Consider the following 15,352-nt stretch of genomic DNA (forward strand, 5'->3'; position numbering starts at 1 on the left):
TCGGAATACCCGGGCAGCGTGGGAAGTGCGGGAAACCGTGCGGACTCCAGCCCCCCACCCTCCCGGGGGGCGACCCCTCGTCCAGCCTACCGCCCCTCGGCGCTTTTTCCGGGCTGTGGGGAAAGTTGTGGACAACTTGGGGACACTGTGGACAACACGCCGGCCCGCCGCGGTCGCGCGGGTGGACTGCCGGGGGTGTGGGGTATGAGCCTGCCGTTGGTGTGGTTCTGCGTCATCGCGTTCTTTTGGCTCGGTTACCTGTTCCTCGAGGGGTTCGACTTCGGGGTCGGGATGTTGTTGCCGATCCTCGGCCGTGACGACACCGAGCGGCGGGTGCTGGTCAACACGATCGGGCCGGTGTGGGACGGCAACGAGGTGTGGCTCGTCGTCGCGGCCGGCGCGACGTTCGCGGCGTTTCCCGCCTGGTACTCCTCGCTGTTCTCGGGCATGTACCTGCCCGTACTGGTGACGCTGCTCGCGCTCATCGGGCGTGGGGTGGCGTTCGAGTATCGAGGGAAGGTCGACTCGCGTCGCTGGCGCCAGGTGTGGGACCGCGTGATCGTGGCCGGGTCGGCGATCGCGCCACTCGGCGTCGGGCTGATCCTCGCGGCCACCTTTCTCGGGCTGCCCCTGGACGCGCACGGCGATCGCGTGGGTTCGCCGTGGGCGGGCATCCGCTGGGACACTCTGCTCGGCGCGATCGCCTTCGCCGGGTTCGCCCTCGTGCACGGCGCCGCGTTCCTCACCCTGAAGACCGACGGCCCGCTGCGGGAACGTGCCCGCTTCCTCGCGGTGCGGCTGCTTCCCGGCGCGCTGCTGCCACTGCTGGCGCTGCTGCTGATCGTGCAGGAACGCGAGGGTTCACTGTGGACAGTGCTGCCGCTGGTCATCGCGGTCGCCGCGGCCGGGATCGCGTGGCGGAAACTGGCCCTCGACCGGGACGGGCAGGCCTTCATCGCCCTCGGCGTGACGATAGCGGCGGCCGCATTGACCCTGTTCGGCGCGCTCTATCCGGACGTCCTTCCCTCCACTTTGGACAATGGTCACTCGCTGACGGTGGCCGGTGCCGCGTCCGGTCCCTACACGCTGAAGGTGATCACCTGGGTGGGCGGGTTCGGCGCGCCGGCCGTGCTCGCTTACCAGGGCTGGACCTACTGGGTCTTCCGTAAGAGGATCGGCGTCCATCACATCCCGCCGGTGCACACCCCATGAGCTTCCCCGGACGCGCGACCCTTCCCGCATCGGTGTCCACAACGGACACCGCGCGTCCGGGGAAGGGACCGCTCGGTGCGCTGCCCGTCCTTTCCGGGACAGCGCGCCGGGCGCTTGCCCTCACCGGTGTGCTGGCGCTGGTCAATGCCGGCGCGCTCGTCGCGCAGGCCTTTCTCCTGGCTTCCGCGTGCGCGGTGATCGTCGCCGGCCAGGGTGTTCCCCTCGGGCAACTCGCCGCATTGACGGGTGTCGTCGCGGCCAGGGCCGGCATCGCCTGGGCGATGCGCTTGGTCGCCGCGCGCGCCGCGGCGGGAGCCAAAGAGGAACTGCGCGCGAAGGCCGTCGATCACGCGCTGCGGCTCGGCCCCGAATGGATCGCGGCCCGCGGACCCGGTGCGCTGACCGCGCTGGCGACCAGCGGGCTGGACGCCCTCGACGCCTACTTCACGCAGTACCTCCCGGCGCTGGTCACGGCGGCGGTCGTGCCGCTCGGCGCCGGCGCCGCGGTGGTGGTCGCGGACTGGCCGTCCGCAATGATCATCGCGCTCACCGTGCCGTTGCTGCCGGTCTTCGCGATCCTGGTCGGCCGGTACACCGCGGAACGGTCGGCGGCCGCCGTCGAAGCGGTGCACCGGCTCTCCGGTCAGCTGCTCGAACTGGTCAGGGCCTTACCGGTGCTCGCGGCGTTCCAGCGGGCCGAGGCGCAGGCCGAGACGGTCCGGGCGGTGTCGGACCGGCACCGGCGCGCGACGATGCGAACTCTGCGTATCGCCTTCTCGTCGGCGTTCGTGCTGGAGTTGGTCGCGATGCTGTCCGTGGCACTGGTCGCGGTCGCGATCGGCGTCCGGCTCGTCTCGGGGGAACTGCCGTTGGTGATCGGACTCGGCGTGCTGATCCTCGCGCCCGAGTGCTACCAGCCGCTGCGTGCGGTCGGTGCGGCGTTCCACGCGAGCGAGGACGGTGTCGAGGCGGTCCGCCGGGTCGCCGGCATTCTGGCCGAGCCGCTTCCGCCGCACGGAACGGAATCCGCCTCGCCCGGTGAGGTGCGCGTCGAAGGACTGCGAGTCGCCCGACGGGACGGCTTCGCGCCCGACGGCGCGACCTTCGCGGTGAGGCCAGGCGAAACGGTGTGGCTGCGATCTCCGAGCGGATCCGGCAAAACCACGACCATCGCCGTCCTCCTGGGATTCGTCCGCCCCACCGGAGGAACCGTGACCGTGGCGGGCATCCCGCTGAGCGATCTCGATCCGGTGTCGTGGCGCCGCGATCTCGCGTGGGTGCCGCAGTCCCCGGCCTTCGCCGGGGGCACCGTGCGCGCCGAACTCGAACTCTCCTTGGCCGACCGGGAAGACCCGTCGCCGGGTGAAATCGAAGACGTCCTCGCCTCGGTCGATCTCGCCGACTTCGCGTCCGCCCGGGTCGACCAGCTGTCCGTGGGGCAACGTCAGCGTGTCGCGGTGGCGCGTGCCTTGCTGCGCGTGCGGCACGGCGCCTGGCTTCTTCTGCTGGACGAACCGACCGCGCATCTCGACGCGCCCAACGCGGTCCGCGTGATGGCGGCCGTGGAAACCGCACGGCGTTCCGGCGCGGCCGTCATCATCGCCGCACACCGCAGGCCCGAAGGCGAGGTGACGCGCACACCCGTTTCCCTCACGGCGCGGCCAGGTGAGGAGACCACGGAAACCGGGCGCGGCCCGTGGAGCTTCCTGTCACCTTGGGCACGAACACGGAATTCGGTACACGGCCTGGACTCCCGCCTGCTCGCGGGATCGGCACTCGGGGCACTGGCGCTGCTCGCGGGACTGGCGCTGACGGCGACTTCCGGCTGGCTGATCGCGGAAGCGTCACGGCAACCGCCGATCCTCACCCTGACCGTCGCCGTGGTCGGGGTGCGGGCCTTCGGGCTCCTGAGGGCCGGACTCCGTTACGCCGAACGCCTGACGACCCACGACGCTTCCTTCCGGATCGCCGGCCGGCTGCGCGTCCAGTTGTGGCGGGCACTCGTGAGGATCGGACCGGCCCGCGCCTCCGCCCTGCGTCACGGTGAAGGACAGCGACGGCTCGTGGCCGATGTCGACACCGTGCGCGACCTGTTGCCTCGCGTGCTCACCCCGCCGGTCGTGGCCGGGGCCGCACTGCTCGGCGCGGTCGTCGTGGACACGCTCCTGCTGCCGTGGGCCGGGCTCGTGCTCGCGGTAGCCGTGCTCACCGCCGCGCTCGGTGGGCCGCTGTTCGCTGTGCGGATGGAACGCCGTGCGACGGCAACGCTGGCCGCGGGGCGCCGTGACGTGAGTGCCAAGGTGCTCGAACTCTTCTCCTCGGCGGGCGAACTGCTGGCCTTCGGCGCTCATCGCACCCACCGGGACGAACTCGCTCGCACCGACTCCTGGCTCGCGGCACGATCACGGCGGCAGGCACTCGGCAGCGGTGCCGCGGACGCTTTGATCACCCTGTGCACGGGTCTGGCGGCGGTGGCAGGGACCTGGCTCGCGGCGACGAGCGACGGTCTCAACCCCGTGCTCGCGCCCGTGATCGCGCTCATTCCACTCGCTGCCGCCGAAGTGCTGGCGTTGCTCCCAGCGGTCGCTCAGCACGCCGACACCCTTCGAAACGCGAGGTCGCGTCTGGCCGGTCTCGCCGAGGTGCCTTCGGCCCCGAGCCCGGAGCCCCACCGGGGATCACCGGAAGCGGTCGAACTGCGCGGCGACATCGGGTGGCCGGACGGCGAAATCGTGCTCCATGACGTGGACGTCCGGATCCCGGCGGGGCGCTGGGCCGCGCTGGTCGGGCCGTCGGGTGCCGGGAAATCGACGCTCGTGGCCGCCCTGCTCGGATTTCTCGGCGCACGTGGCAGCCTGCCCGCCAAGGCCGCCTGGGCCCCGCAGGACCCGGGACTGGTGTCCACGACGGTGGCCGAGAACCTGCGACTCGCCGATCCCCACGCCTCCGACGATCGTCTGGCTGAGGCGCTTCGGCTGGCGTGCCTGCCCGGACTGCGACTGGACACCGTGCTCGACAGCGCCGGCAGCGGTCTGTCGGGCGGCCAGGCCCAGCGCCTTGCCCTCGCCCGGGCCCTCGTGGCGGCGCCGGCAGCGGAACTCGTCCTCCTGGACGAGCCCACCGCACACCTCGACGAACCGACCGCACGCGAGATCCGGGAAAACCTGCGCACCGCACTCGCCGGCAAGACGGTCGTCCACGTGACACACCATCCCGGCGAAGCGGAGGACGCGGACATGGTGCTCGAAGTGCGTGACGGGCGCGTCCGGGTGCTGGAGGGCGTCTACGCTTGACATTGCTCATGGAACCGACCCTCGCCGCGCAGGCACTGTCCGCGGCAACCGAGATCACCACCGCCGCCCTCTCGGGCGACGAGCCCGACGCGGTACTCGGCTCGGTGGTGCGGAAGGCCGCCGAACTGGCGCGGGCGGATCTCGGCCTGGTCATGGTGAGCCTGGACGATGGAAACGTGTCCGTCGAAGCGGACCATGGCAGGTGCCCTGCCGACCCGCGCGGCCTGATCCTGCCCGCGGAGTCGGCCGTGGGGCAGGTGGCCCGCGGAGGTGACACGGTGGTCACCGCCGATCTGACGACCGACCCGCGCACCGCGCCCTATGTGCCGGACGAACTGTCCGGCTACGGACCGTTCGCGGCGGCACCGTTCGGATCCGGTGGCCGGGTGCTCGGCGCGCTGGCGGTGTACCGGCTGGCCGGGACGGAATCGTTCTCCCCGGCCACGGTCGAGGTGCTGACCGCGTTCGCCGCGCAGGCCGGTGTGGTCCTTGCTCTCGCCGAAGGCGCCAGCGCACGGCACCGCATCACGCTCTACCAGGAACGCGAGCGCATCGCCCGCGAACTGCACGACGTGATCGTGCAGCGGCTGTACGCGGCCGGAATGCAACTGGACCGCGTGCGCAGGCGGATGCGCAAACGGTTCGCCGGCAACGACGCCACCCGTCTCGGCGAGGCGATCGACCAGCTCGACCAGACCATCGACGAGATCAGGGCGACCGTGCGCGAACTCCGGTCGGCGGTGCCCGAGCCCGAGACCGAACCCTCCGCCGACCTGGCCGAATCCGCCCGCGATGAGGTCGGGATCGCCGCCGAGCTGCTGGGTTTCCCGCCGACCCTGGAACTCTCCGGCGAGTTCACCGGCATTCCGGCGGAGCGGGCCGACCACATTCGCGCGGCGTTGCGGGAGGCACTGTCCAACGCGGTCCGGCACTCCGGCGCCAGCGAGATCCGGGTGACCCTGCACCGCGACGCCGGCGAGGTGCGGTTACGCGTGCGGGACAACGGATCCGGCGTGCCGCAGGGCGTGGCCACGCGGGGGTTGCGGCATCTCGCCGAAAGGGCGGAGGCCTCCGGCGGGAAGTTCTACCTCAACTCCTCGCCCAGTCTCGGCACACTGGTCGCGTTCGACCTGCCTCTGGGCAAGCGCACGGGCTGAACTCCGCGTGCTTGCCCCTCCACTGTGGACACACATGACGCCTTACCGCGCACGCCCCGCCGAATAAGCGGTAATACCTCGAAAGGCGCGCGTGAACATGGATGTGTCACCGGTGAGTGAGCATTACCGCACCTTACGGCGCAAAGCTTCCACGGGAATGCATACGCTCGCGGAAGCGGAATAATCGGTTTTCTCCGGTGGCGCTTTCCCGGTGCCGGGGTTTTCAGGCGGTGAAACCGGAAACCGTCCGCAGGACCGTCGAAAGAAGGCCGGCCAGTTGGTCGTGCTCGTTGCGCGAGAGGTTCGCCAGGACCGCCTTCTCCGCTTCCATCTGGCGCGGCAACAGCTGATCGATGAGTGCGACACCGTGGTCGGTCAGGCGGACCTGGATCACCCGGCGGTCCCGCTCGCTCGCGGTGCGGGAAACCAGGCCCAGCCGCGCCAGCCGGTCGAGCCGCTTGGTGATGGCCGCACCGGAGGCCAGCATCTCCCGGCTGATCTGGCCGGGATTCAGCACACCGCTGCGCCGCAGGGCACACAGCAGTTCGAACTCGGCCCGGTTCAGGTCATATCCGGCCAGCAGCTCGTCCAGGCCCCGCCGGATCAGCGAAGCCAGCCGCAGCACCCGGCCGGTCACCGCCATCGCGGAAGTGTCCAGTTCGGGCCACATCTCTCCCCACTGCCGCTGCGCTCTGTCGATGAGATCACTCAACCGATCGCTCCCTCACCCTGGGGTTATTCCGTTGTTGTCCTATAGTCAATTGTGTGGAGCGCGGGATACCCCTCGTACCACGCAATTCCCGGTCGCGACGCGCATCCGGCACGAAGTCAGATTTCGACGGCGCGAACCATGACCGGGGCGAAACCATAGTCCTGTTCCGTTCCGGCCGTGCAAGGTATGCCCGTTTTCGTGCCGATGGCCTTCATTGAAACGATCCGCTGGCCGTGTTCGGCGACCGCTTCCGCGGATGTCGTAGGCCGATGCCGGCGAGCGCTATTTACCTCGCCGCGCCACCCAAGCGGCGGCCTGTGTCCGGCGTTGCATGCCGAGTTTGGCGAGCACGGAGGTCACGTAATTCTTCACCGTCTTCTCGGCGAGGAAAAGGCGTTCCGCGATCTCCCGGTTGGACAGGCCGTCACCGATCAGTTCGAGCACACTGCGCTCGCGTTCGGTCAGCTGCGACAGGGTGTCCTCGCTCCGGCCGCGGATCTTGTCGAGCACCCGTGCCGTGGTGACCGGGTCGAGCAGCGAGCGGCCCGCGGCCACCTCCCTGACGGCGTTCACCACGTCCTGACCGCGAACCTGTTTGAGCAGGTAACCCGACGCACCCGCCATGATCGCCCCGACCATCGCCTCCTCGTCGTCGAAGGCGGTCAGCACCAGACACCGTGGCGGGTTCGGTTTGGACCGCAGCTCGCGGCACAACGCCACGCCGTCGCCGTCGCCGAGACGCACGTCCACGACGGCCACATCGGGTTCGAGGTGCATCGCGACGGCCAGGGCCTCGTCGGCGCCGCCGGCCTCGGCGACCACCTCGATGTCCGGCTCGTCGCCGAGGAGTTCGCGCAACCCCCGGCGCACCACTTCGTGATCGTCGACGAGCAACACCTCGATGGCCATACCCCGAGGTTACGTCGCCGCTTTCACCGCATCCCAGATGCGGCGGGAGGACTCCTCCGGATCGGACACGATTCGCGACGGCACGTCCCACACGCGCGCCAGCCGCGTGTCGGCGTGATATTCGGGCCAGCCGGGGTCCCCGGTCGCGGCGAAGGAGGTCCAGGCTTTCCGGATCTCCTTCGACAGCGGTTCGGCGTCGCCGGGTAGCGGGTCGCCCAGCAGCAGGGTGGCGAACGGATTGTCGAAGGTGCCGAAGGTCAGTGGGACGTCGAGCGCGTGGCAGGCACCGAGTGAGGGGCTCGACCACGTGAGTTCGTACAGGTACGCACGGCCGGGATGCTCACGCGCGCACCAAAGGGAGGGCATGCGGAAGACCGTGTCGGAGAGGATGAGTTCCGCGAGACCGGCTTCGCTCAGGCCGGGATACGCGGCGCGGTACTCCTCGACCGCGGAAGGCGGTAGCCCGAGTGCCGCCGGATCATCCGCCTTCGCGCCCAGCAACTGGGTGAACAGGCGGTATTCGTCCTGGTTGAAACCGGTGATCAGATCCACTTCGGGTCGCAAGCCCTGCCACGGCCTGCCGCGCACCAGGTCGCCGTCGATCGTCGGACCGTAGGGCGTGATCTCACCCGGTCCGATCTGGACCCGGTGGATCGCTTCCGCCGGTACGCCGTCGAAACCCTCGGCGGACGGTTCGACGCCGAGGGCGTTCGCGATCCGTTCGGTCGTGGCCCGGGCGGCCTCCGGCGTCCGCTCCGCGCGGGCGACGCTTTGCGCGATGGCGCGGCGGAACAACCCGCGTCCCGCTTCGGTCGCGGTCAGCAGCGCCACCGCGGTCGCGCCCGCGGATTCGCCGAAGATCGTCACCGCGTCCGGATCGCCGCCGAACGCCGCGATGTTGTCCCGCACCCAGCGCAGCGCGGCCAGTTGGTCCAGCACCGCGCGGTTGAGCGGAACCCCCGGCAGCCAGCCGAATCCCTCGAAACCGACGCGGTAGTTGAGCGTGACCACGACGACTCCGCCGCGCGCGAGGTTCGCGCCGTCGTACTGCGGGAAACTCGAACTGCCCGCGAGGAAGGCGCCACCGTAGATCCACACCATGACCGGCAGGTTCGCGCCGGGATCGGGCGTCCACACGTTGACGCTGAGGCAGTCCGTGGAGTCACCGGGTGACCAGACCGGCGGCCTGCCGGGCCACTGCGAAGGCTGTGGCACCGCGGCGCTGAAGGCTGTCGCTTCGCGGATACCGTCCCAGGGCGAGGGGGGAACCGGCGCCTGGAAGCGACGGGGCCCGTCGAGGGGAGCGGCGTACGGAATTCCTTTGAACACGGCGATTCCGCCGTCCATGCTGCCACGGACGGCGCCATCGGCGGTCTGCGCGATCGGATTCACATGCCGGTGATACCACGTTCCCGGACCGGTCCGGCCGGCCTTCCGCTCCGCGGAAAAATTCGCGCCGAGCCGGCTGTGGCACCGGGATCCTTTTTGGCCGGAAACCACCGTTCGTCGTGGTCCGTCCGGGCGTTTCCCGCCGGTAGCGGGCAACGGAACAGCAGGTCATGCCCTTGCGGTCGGCGGGCGTCACATTGCCCCGATACTCCATCCGGTGCCGTTTTCACGATGCGGTATCACTGTGGGCATGTCGGCGATCCCCGAGCTTCAGCAACGCCAGATCGATCGCTGGTGCGCGCGGCGTGTGCCGGCGGACCGCCGTGGCGAACTGAAGGTGATGTCCCGGTGGCGCGGTCGCATGGTGACGTTGGTGGAAAAACGCATGGAGTGGCCGGACGGAGGCGGCCCGGCCGGGGTCACCGAGCGCGCCTTCGCGCAGTTGCGTTACGGCGTGGATGGTTTGTGGACCCTCTATTACTGGCTGGACGACCCCGGGCGCTGGCACCAGTATCCGGAGAGTCTGCCCGAGAATTCGCCGGTTCCCCTGCTGGAGGACATCGACCGCGGCGCGTTCAGCGGCCGCTTCTTCGCCTGGCTCACGCCACGCTGAAACTGACGGGGACGACCCCATAGGCCAAGATATGGCGCGTGAAGGATCTTCGCGCCTATCTCCGCTCGCTCGACGTCGAGACACTGGCGGATCTCCTGCACGAACAATCCGAGCGCGACCCGGAACTCCGCACCCGGCTCCGGCTGCTCGCGGGCGAGGTCGGGGGCGATCTGGCGGAGGTACGCAGTCTGCTCGACCGGGGGCCGAGCCAGGCGGGTTTCGCCGAGGCGCCGAAGATCACCGCGGTGCTGGACACGTTGCAGCATCTGCTCGACTCGGGCACCCGGGCCGATGTCGCGCCGCTGGCCCGCCGGACCGTGGACCGGATCACGGAAGCACTCGGTACCGCCGACGATACTTCCGGCGCGATCGGCGTGGAGTTGCGGCGAGCCGTCAGGCTCTACGCGCGAGCGTGCGCGGCGCACCCACCGGAGCCGGGGCAACTGGCCGAATGGATTCTCGGTATCGCCTTCGGTGAGTCGGGACGCCTGGAGATCGACCTCGCGGATTTCGCGCAGGCACTGGGAGAATCCGGACTCGCGCTGGTCAAGTCCACTGTGGACACAGTGCTCGGCCAGGAGGAGTCCGGGCGCCGCAGGCGGGTCGCGGAAAGGCTGAACGAGCAGCTCGCCGAGATCTCCGGCGACGTGGACACGCTCCGGGAGATCCTGTCCGGCCGGATGCCGCGCCTGGACGTCAGCCTCAAGATCGTGCGGGTCCTCCGCGCCACCGGCCGGACCAGCGAGGCGATCGCGCACGCCGCCCAGGCACTCGCGAGGAGCACCGGCGGCGCGCGAGCCCCGGTGGTCGACGCGCTGGCCGAAACGTTCGAGGAGAACGGCCGTCACGACGACGTGCTCACCTTGCGCCGGTCCGAGTTCGAGCGGTCGCCGGACCGGCCGGCCTATCTGGCACTGCGGGAGAGCGCCACCGAACTCGGCCGGTGGGACACGGACCGTGACTGGGCGCTCGGCGTGCTGCGAGAGCGCGCCGATAACGATCGCGACACCGCCGGCGAGTTCGCGCGGATCCTGCACGAGGAGGGGCTGAGCGAGGAAGCCTGGCAGGTCGCGCAGCGCCACGACTGCTCCCTTCAGGTGAAGTTGGAACTGGCCGAGGCCAGGGAGACCGACCATCCCGCCGACGTGATCGACGTCTACCAGGCGCACATCGAGGACCTGATCCGCTACAAGGACGCGGATCATTACCGGCACGCCGCGAAGCGGCTGAAGAAGCTGCGCACGCTCTACCGCAACGCCGGCCGGGCCGCCGAGTTCGGCGACTACCTGGCCTGCCTGGTCCGGGCACACGGGCGCAAGGCCCGGCTGCTGACCGAGATCCGCAACGCGCGGATCGCTCTCCCGAAGTCCTGACCTGGGGTGTCGGCCGGGCGGGTGACAGTCTCGTCCTTGAAGGTGACATGAAGTAATCGTGATCCCGGCCGCACGCCTGCGACCGCGCGGTGCGACCATGAGCGACATGACGGAGCTGCCGCAGCAGGAATCCAGCGACCAGACCGAGGCCGAGGACATGACCGGACTGCTCGAAGAGGTCCTGCGAGAGTTCGCCGAGTTGGGCCCGGACGCCGACCCGCTGCGGGTCGAGCTGGTCACGTCGGAAATCCTCGGTGAGTGGTGGGAGGCCGGCGACGACCTCGCCGCCGAACTCATCGCCTTCGCCGCCGCGCCGCCCGAGCCCGAGCGCCTGGTGGCGCCGCTGGCCGCGTTGCGGGCCCTGGCGACCACCGCCGAGCACCGGGAGGCCGCCGCGGAGGCCCTGGAGAAGCTGGACCTTCCCGAGCCGCCCTGGGCCGAGGGGCTCGGCCAGGCCCCGGTGGGCGAGTGCTGGCGCACGGCCGACGTCTACGGTGACGGCGGCTCGGTGCTCTGCGTGTTCGGGACCGGGGAGTCCCGTCACGGGTTGCTGGTGGCGATCAACTACGCGACCCAGGGGGGCTGGGCCGAAGAGGCCGCCATCGTCGAGTCGCCCGAAGAGGTCGTCGCCGAGCTGCACACGCAGGCCGAGCAGAGCGGTGACCTGGTCATCTGCGAGTCGATCACGCCCGGCCGCGCGCACCAGATCCTCGCCGACGCGTTCGCGGGCACCGAGCGGCAGGACGATCCCGAGGTCACCGACGACTACGTCCGCTTCCGGGTGGTGGCGATGGCCAGGACGCGGGCCCTGCCCGAGCGGGAACCGGCCGCGCCGGCGCAGGTGCTCTCCGCCGTCCAGGAAGCGGAGATCATCGACGACTTCATCCGCGGTTCGGGGATCCCGGACAGCGAGGTGACGCGCGTCTGCGCGCTGCGGCTGATCGAGTTCGGCCTGGAGCACGACCCCAGGCAGCCGCTGCGGGTCGGGCCGGACAAGCTGGTGGCCTTCCTCGACGCGGTCGACGACGGTTCCGTCGAGTTGACCGACGAGCAGGACGAGGCGCTGGAAGCGGTGCTGCCGGCCTGGGCTCGCTGGGGAGCGAACCGTGACGGTCTCCCCGAGCACGCGGTCGAGCCACTGCTGGAGGCGGTGGACGAGCGGCTCTCCGAGCGGATCGTGGAGATCGAGTCCATCTCCTACCTCGACGACACCGACGGGCTCGACGAGGCGGCCGTCACCGACCTGCTGGCCCGCCGCCGGTTCGCGGTGCCGTCGGTGTACACCGAGATCGGTGACGAAGAGGTCGAACTCGACCCGACCGACCCGGAACAGCGTCGCCTGCTCGTCCTCGGCGAGCACCCCGAGTTCCAGCACTCCCTCACCGAGGAGGAACTCGACGAGGAGACCTTCCTGGCCGTCGCCGCCTACACGGCCGTGGTGGACCAGTTGTGGGACAACGAACCGCGCGAGGTGTGGGAGGCGGCCCAGCGCCTGAGCGAGCGGGGCCTTCCGCGCTCGGAGGTGCTGGACGCGCTGGCCGAGGTGCTCTCCGACCGGCTCGAGCCCGTCGAGGGCGACGGGCTCGAGTTCGACATCGACGACTACATCGCCGCTCTCACCGAGTTGGACTGAGCCCCGCGCCGGCGTCCGGGGTGACCTTGCCCCGGTGCCGGGCGTGGCGATCGGTGAGCGCGTCGTGGAAATCGAGGACGAAGGCGCCGAACGCCATGGCCAGCAGTACCGCGATGCCCAGCAGCGCCCCGACCCACGTGAACACGGTGGTGATCATCGGCGTGCCTCCTTCCCTGGTGAGGGATGCTTTCCCCACTAACCAGAGTGAGCGTTACGCCGTTGTGACGGTATCGGCCAACCGGTTACTGCCGAGGAAACCCGGTCAGCCATTCGGCTGACCGGGTTTACAACTTGCGCAGGCGTACGCGGTTGATGGAGTGGTCGGCGTCCTTGCGGAGCACGAGGGTGGCCCGGGGCCGGGTCGGCCGGATGTTCTCCACCAGGTTCGGTTCGTTGATGGTGCGCCACAGATGCCGCGCCTCGGCCCTGGCCTCGTCGTCCGGCAGACCGGCGAAGTGGTGGAAGTGCGAGGCCGGGTCCGCGAACGCGGTCTGCCTCAGCTTGAGGAATCGTTCGACGTACCAACGCTCGATGTCCTCGGTGTGGGCGTCCACGTAGATCGAGAAGTCGAACAGGTCGGACACCGTCAGTCGGGGCCCGGGCTGCAACACGTTCAGCCCTTCGATGATGAGGATGTCGGGGCGCCGCACCACTTGTTCGAGGCCGGGCACGATGTCGTAGGCCAGGTGCGAGTACACCGGGGCGCTGACCTTTTCGGCCCCCGACTTCACCTCGGTGACGAACCGCAGCAGCGCGCGCCGGTCGTAGCTTTCCGGAAATCCCTTGCGGTGCATCAAACCCCGGCGGACGAGCTCCTCGCGCGGGTAGAGGAACCCGTCGGTGGTGACCAGGTCGACGCTGGGATGGTCGGGCCAGCGGGCGAGCAGCGTGCGCAGCAGCCGGGCGGTGGTCGACTTGCCGACGGCGACACTCCCGGCGATGCCGATGATGAAGGGCACCTTGGTGCCGCGCCAGTCTTCACCGAGGAACGTGGTCGTCGCCTCGTACAGACGTTGCCGGGCGGCGACCTGAAGGTTGATCAGGCGGGAAAGCGGGAGGTAGACGTCGGCGACCTCGTCGAGATCGACCTGCTCACCGAGACCGCGCAACCGCAGCAGCTCGTCGCCAGTCAGCGGGAGTGGGGTGTTGCGCCGGAGTTCCCGCCACTGCTCCCGGTGCAACTCGACATAGGGGCTGACCTGGAGAACCCGTGGCATCCCACTCTCCTTGCCCGAGGCGGCGTCGTACATCGGCGTAACGCGCCCTCCACGTTAAGGCTTACCCGAGACCAACGGGCTGTGAGTTAGGCCATTGGATCAAGTTCAGCGGTCGAAGACCTCGCTCCAGGCCGCGGCGACCTGACGGGCGCAGGTTTCCGGGGCCACCCCGCCCACGCCGGTGCCGAGGCCCGGCATGGCGATCGTGCCCACCACACGGCGCAGTTCGACGCCGTGCTCGAGCCGGCCCTCGCGCCAGTGGCGGAACACCGCGCGGGCCGCGAGATACGGATGCACCGTGTCGGACGGCAGCCGTTCTCCGGGCTCCCGCATGGTGGGCGCGCTGATCATCCACGCCGGTACGGGTTCACCCGTGGGCACCGCGAGCGCCTGGCCGATGGGAAGTTCGCCGCCGTGATAGGCGAGAACAGCGCTGCGCACGTTCTGCTCGACCTCGGGGAAGGCCCTGGCGTAGACCGCGTCGATTCCACCGCGCATCCAGCCGTAGGAGTTGGCCGGGCTCACCACGGCGTCGGCGACCACGTCCAGAACGGATCCCTGGTGTACATGCACCACACCGCGCACGGCGTCCACTACGGACTGCCAGGCGCGGGCCAGCGGCTTGTCGAGGGCACACAGCACGAGAACGGGCGAGTGCGGCGAGACCCGTTCGTCGGTTCCTTGGTGGGTGGCGTGCGTGCCGGATTCGGCGGTCACCCCTACACCATGCCAAAAAAAGGAACCCGGCGTAACACCTCAGCCTGGCCGGATGCCCGAACAGAGCAGCCTGGGTGCTACGCGGCCGAGTGAACCCGCAACGGAAACGCTCCGCGTTGCCGGCAGCTTCGGCGGGTCGGACGGACGGCTAGGCTTGCGGCGTGTCACGGATCGCGTATTTCGGCCCCGAAGGAACGTTCACCGAACAGGCGGCGCGTGAGTTGGCGCGCGGCGCCGAACTGATCCCGGTCGAGACCATTCCGAACGCTTTTTCGGTGGTACGTAAGGGAGAAGCCGACGCCGCCTGCGTTCCGGTGGAGAACTCGGTGGAAGGCGCGGTGCCGGCGACTCTCGACGGGCTGGCCGAGCAGGAGCCGTTGGTGGCGGTCGCCGAAGCTTTGCTTCCTGTTCACTTCAGCGTGCTCACCCGGCCCGGGATCACCGATGCCGGTGACATCCGCACGGTGGCGAGTCATCCCCACGCGCTGGCACAGGTCCGTCTCTGGGCCGAGACCCATCTGCCCAACGCTCGTCCGGTGGCGACCTCGTCGACCGCGGCGGCGGCGGTGGCCGTGCGGGCGGGCGAGTTCGACGCGGCGGTGACCGCTCCCGTCGCGGTGCGTCACTATCCACTGCCCGTGCTGGCCACCGAGGTCGCCGACGTGCGCGACGCGCGAACCCGGTTCCTGTTGGTGCGCAGGCCCGACCATCCGTTGCCCGCGCCCACCGGAGCCGACCGCACCTCGATCGTCGCGGCCGCGGCGAACCGGACCGGCGCGCTCGCCGAACTGCTCACCGAACTGGCCGGCCGGGGTATCAACCTGACGCGGCTGGACGCGCGTCCCGCCAAGGGGAATTTCGGCGAGTACCGGTTCTTCATCGACTTCGAGGGACACGTGGCCGAGCCGCGGATCGGTGACGCGCTGGCCGCGCTCCGGCGGCGTTGCCGGAACGTCCGCTTCCTCGGTTCTCATCCACGTGCCGACGGGGCGCGTGCGACGATCGAGCCGTTCGCGGGCAACGACGACTTCGTGGACGCGGCCGAATGGGTCGAGGCCGTGCGCAGGGGGGAACAGGCGTGACCAACGCAAGTCGCGGGGGCGCGCAGGCTCGCGGAAAGGAAGAGC

Annotated in this window: 13 protein-coding genes; 7 read left to right on the forward strand and 6 right to left on the reverse strand. The window is 69.9% G+C overall.

The features are described from left to right. The first annotated feature begins 204 nt into the window (after window positions 1-204). The 3 genes from cydB to ACFSXZ_RS17590 are packed head-to-tail and all read left to right on the forward strand — an operon-like array spanning window position 205 to window position 5,662. Window positions 205-1,212 carry a cytochrome d ubiquinol oxidase subunit II gene (cydB, locus tag ACFSXZ_RS17580; protein WP_378266094.1) on the forward strand — a complete coding sequence of 336 codons (1,008 nt, stop codon included), beginning with the start codon at window positions 205-207 and terminating at the stop codon, window positions 1,210-1,212. Continuing rightward, the gene (cydD, locus tag ACFSXZ_RS17585) at window positions 1,209-4,505 is read left to right on the forward strand and encodes a thiol reductant ABC exporter subunit CydD (protein WP_378266095.1); all 3,297 of its coding nucleotides are present in this window, start codon (window positions 1,209-1,211) and stop codon (window positions 4,503-4,505) included. The genes cydB and cydD overlap by 4 nt, the downstream gene beginning before the upstream one ends. 8 nt (window positions 4,506-4,513) lie before the next feature. Next, window positions 4,514-5,662 (forward strand): GAF domain-containing sensor histidine kinase, encoded by a 1,149-nt coding sequence (locus ACFSXZ_RS17590; protein ID WP_378266504.1) that lies wholly within the window; start codon window positions 4,514-4,516, stop codon window positions 5,660-5,662. Window positions 5,663-5,885: 223 nt separating this feature from the next. On the opposite strand, the gene ACFSXZ_RS17595 is transcribed toward ACFSXZ_RS17590, so the two are convergent. From ACFSXZ_RS17595 to ACFSXZ_RS17605, 3 genes are all read right to left on the reverse strand, one after another. Then, window positions 5,886-6,374 carry a MarR family winged helix-turn-helix transcriptional regulator gene (locus ACFSXZ_RS17595; RefSeq protein ID WP_378266096.1) on the reverse strand — a complete coding sequence of 163 codons (489 nt, stop codon included), beginning with the start codon at window positions 6,372-6,374 and terminating at the stop codon, window positions 5,886-5,888. 282 nt (window positions 6,375-6,656) lie between these two features. After that, window positions 6,657-7,283 (reverse strand): response regulator, encoded by a 627-nt coding sequence (locus ACFSXZ_RS17600; RefSeq protein WP_378266097.1) that lies wholly within the window; start codon window positions 7,281-7,283, stop codon window positions 6,657-6,659. A gap of 9 nt (window positions 7,284-7,292) precedes the next feature. After that, the gene (locus tag ACFSXZ_RS17605; RefSeq protein ID WP_378266098.1) at window positions 7,293-8,675 is read right to left on the reverse strand and encodes a carboxylesterase/lipase family protein; all 1,383 of its coding nucleotides are present in this window, start codon (window positions 8,673-8,675) and stop codon (window positions 7,293-7,295) included. A gap of 214 nt (window positions 8,676-8,889) precedes the next feature. Between ACFSXZ_RS17605 and ACFSXZ_RS17610 the strand changes: the two genes are divergently transcribed. The 3 genes from ACFSXZ_RS17610 to ACFSXZ_RS17620 all read left to right on the forward strand — a co-directional run bounded on the left by ACFSXZ_RS17610 (window position 8,890) and on the right by ACFSXZ_RS17620 (window position 12,291). Then, window positions 8,890-9,285, forward strand: a complete 396-nt coding sequence (locus ACFSXZ_RS17610; protein ID WP_378266099.1) for a DUF3024 domain-containing protein — start codon at window positions 8,890-8,892, stop codon at window positions 9,283-9,285. A gap of 38 nt (window positions 9,286-9,323) precedes the next feature. Beyond that, a complete protein-coding gene (locus tag ACFSXZ_RS17615; protein WP_378266100.1) occupies window positions 9,324-10,658 on the forward strand; it encodes a DUF6880 family protein in 1,335 nt (444 codons plus the stop codon). 97 nt (window positions 10,659-10,755) lie between these two features. After that, a complete protein-coding gene (locus tag ACFSXZ_RS17620) occupies window positions 10,756-12,291 on the forward strand; it encodes a hypothetical protein (RefSeq protein WP_378266101.1) in 1,536 nt (511 codons plus the stop codon). Here ACFSXZ_RS17620 and ACFSXZ_RS17625 read toward each other — a convergent pair. The 3 genes from ACFSXZ_RS17625 to ACFSXZ_RS17635 all read right to left on the reverse strand — a co-directional run bounded on the left by ACFSXZ_RS17625 (window position 12,275) and on the right by ACFSXZ_RS17635 (window position 14,225). Then, the gene (locus ACFSXZ_RS17625; RefSeq protein ID WP_378266102.1) at window positions 12,275-12,448 is read right to left on the reverse strand and encodes a hypothetical protein; all 174 of its coding nucleotides are present in this window, start codon (window positions 12,446-12,448) and stop codon (window positions 12,275-12,277) included. The two genes, ACFSXZ_RS17620 and ACFSXZ_RS17625, sit on opposite strands and share 17 nt — an antisense overlap. 127 nt (window positions 12,449-12,575) lie before the next feature. Then, a complete protein-coding gene (coaA, locus tag ACFSXZ_RS17630) occupies window positions 12,576-13,508 on the reverse strand; it encodes a type I pantothenate kinase (RefSeq protein WP_378266103.1) in 933 nt (310 codons plus the stop codon). Window positions 13,509-13,613: 105 nt separating this feature from the next. After that, on the reverse strand, window positions 13,614-14,225 hold the full coding sequence (locus ACFSXZ_RS17635) for a macro domain-containing protein (protein ID WP_378266104.1): 612 nt from the start codon (window positions 14,223-14,225) through the stop codon (window positions 13,614-13,616). 161 nt (window positions 14,226-14,386) lie between these two features. Here ACFSXZ_RS17635 and pheA point away from each other — a divergent pair, with 161 nt between their 5' ends. Further along, entirely contained in the window at window positions 14,387-15,307 is a 921-nt protein-coding gene (gene pheA, locus ACFSXZ_RS17640) for a prephenate dehydratase (RefSeq protein WP_378266105.1), read from the forward strand. The last annotated feature ends 45 nt before the right edge of the window (window positions 15,308-15,352 follow it).

Source organism: Amycolatopsis pigmentata (assembly GCF_042684065.1).
GTDB lineage: Bacteria > Actinomycetota > Actinomycetes > Mycobacteriales > Pseudonocardiaceae > Amycolatopsis_E > Amycolatopsis_E pigmentata.

Coding starts and splice junctions, on each gene's coding strand:
- cydB (WP_378266094.1), top strand. CDS start 205: ATGAGCCTGCCGTTGGTGTGGTTCTGCGTCATCGCGTTCTTTTGGCTC.
- cydD (WP_378266095.1), top strand. CDS start 1,209: ATGAGCTTCCCCGGACGCGCGACCCTTCCCGCATCGGTGTCCACAACG.
- ACFSXZ_RS17590 (WP_378266504.1), top strand. CDS start 4,514: ATGGAACCGACCCTCGCCGCGCAGGCACTGTCCGCGGCAACCGAGATC.
- ACFSXZ_RS17600 (WP_378266097.1), bottom strand. CDS start 7,283: ATGGCCATCGAGGTGTTGCTCGTCGACGATCACGAAGTGGTGCGCCGG.
- ACFSXZ_RS17620 (WP_378266101.1), top strand. CDS start 10,756: ATGAGCGACATGACGGAGCTGCCGCAGCAGGAATCCAGCGACCAGACC.
- ACFSXZ_RS17625 (WP_378266102.1), bottom strand. CDS start 12,448: ATGATCACCACCGTGTTCACGTGGGTCGGGGCGCTGCTGGGCATCGCG.
- coaA (WP_378266103.1), bottom strand. CDS start 13,508: ATGCCACGGGTTCTCCAGGTCAGCCCCTATGTCGAGTTGCACCGGGAG.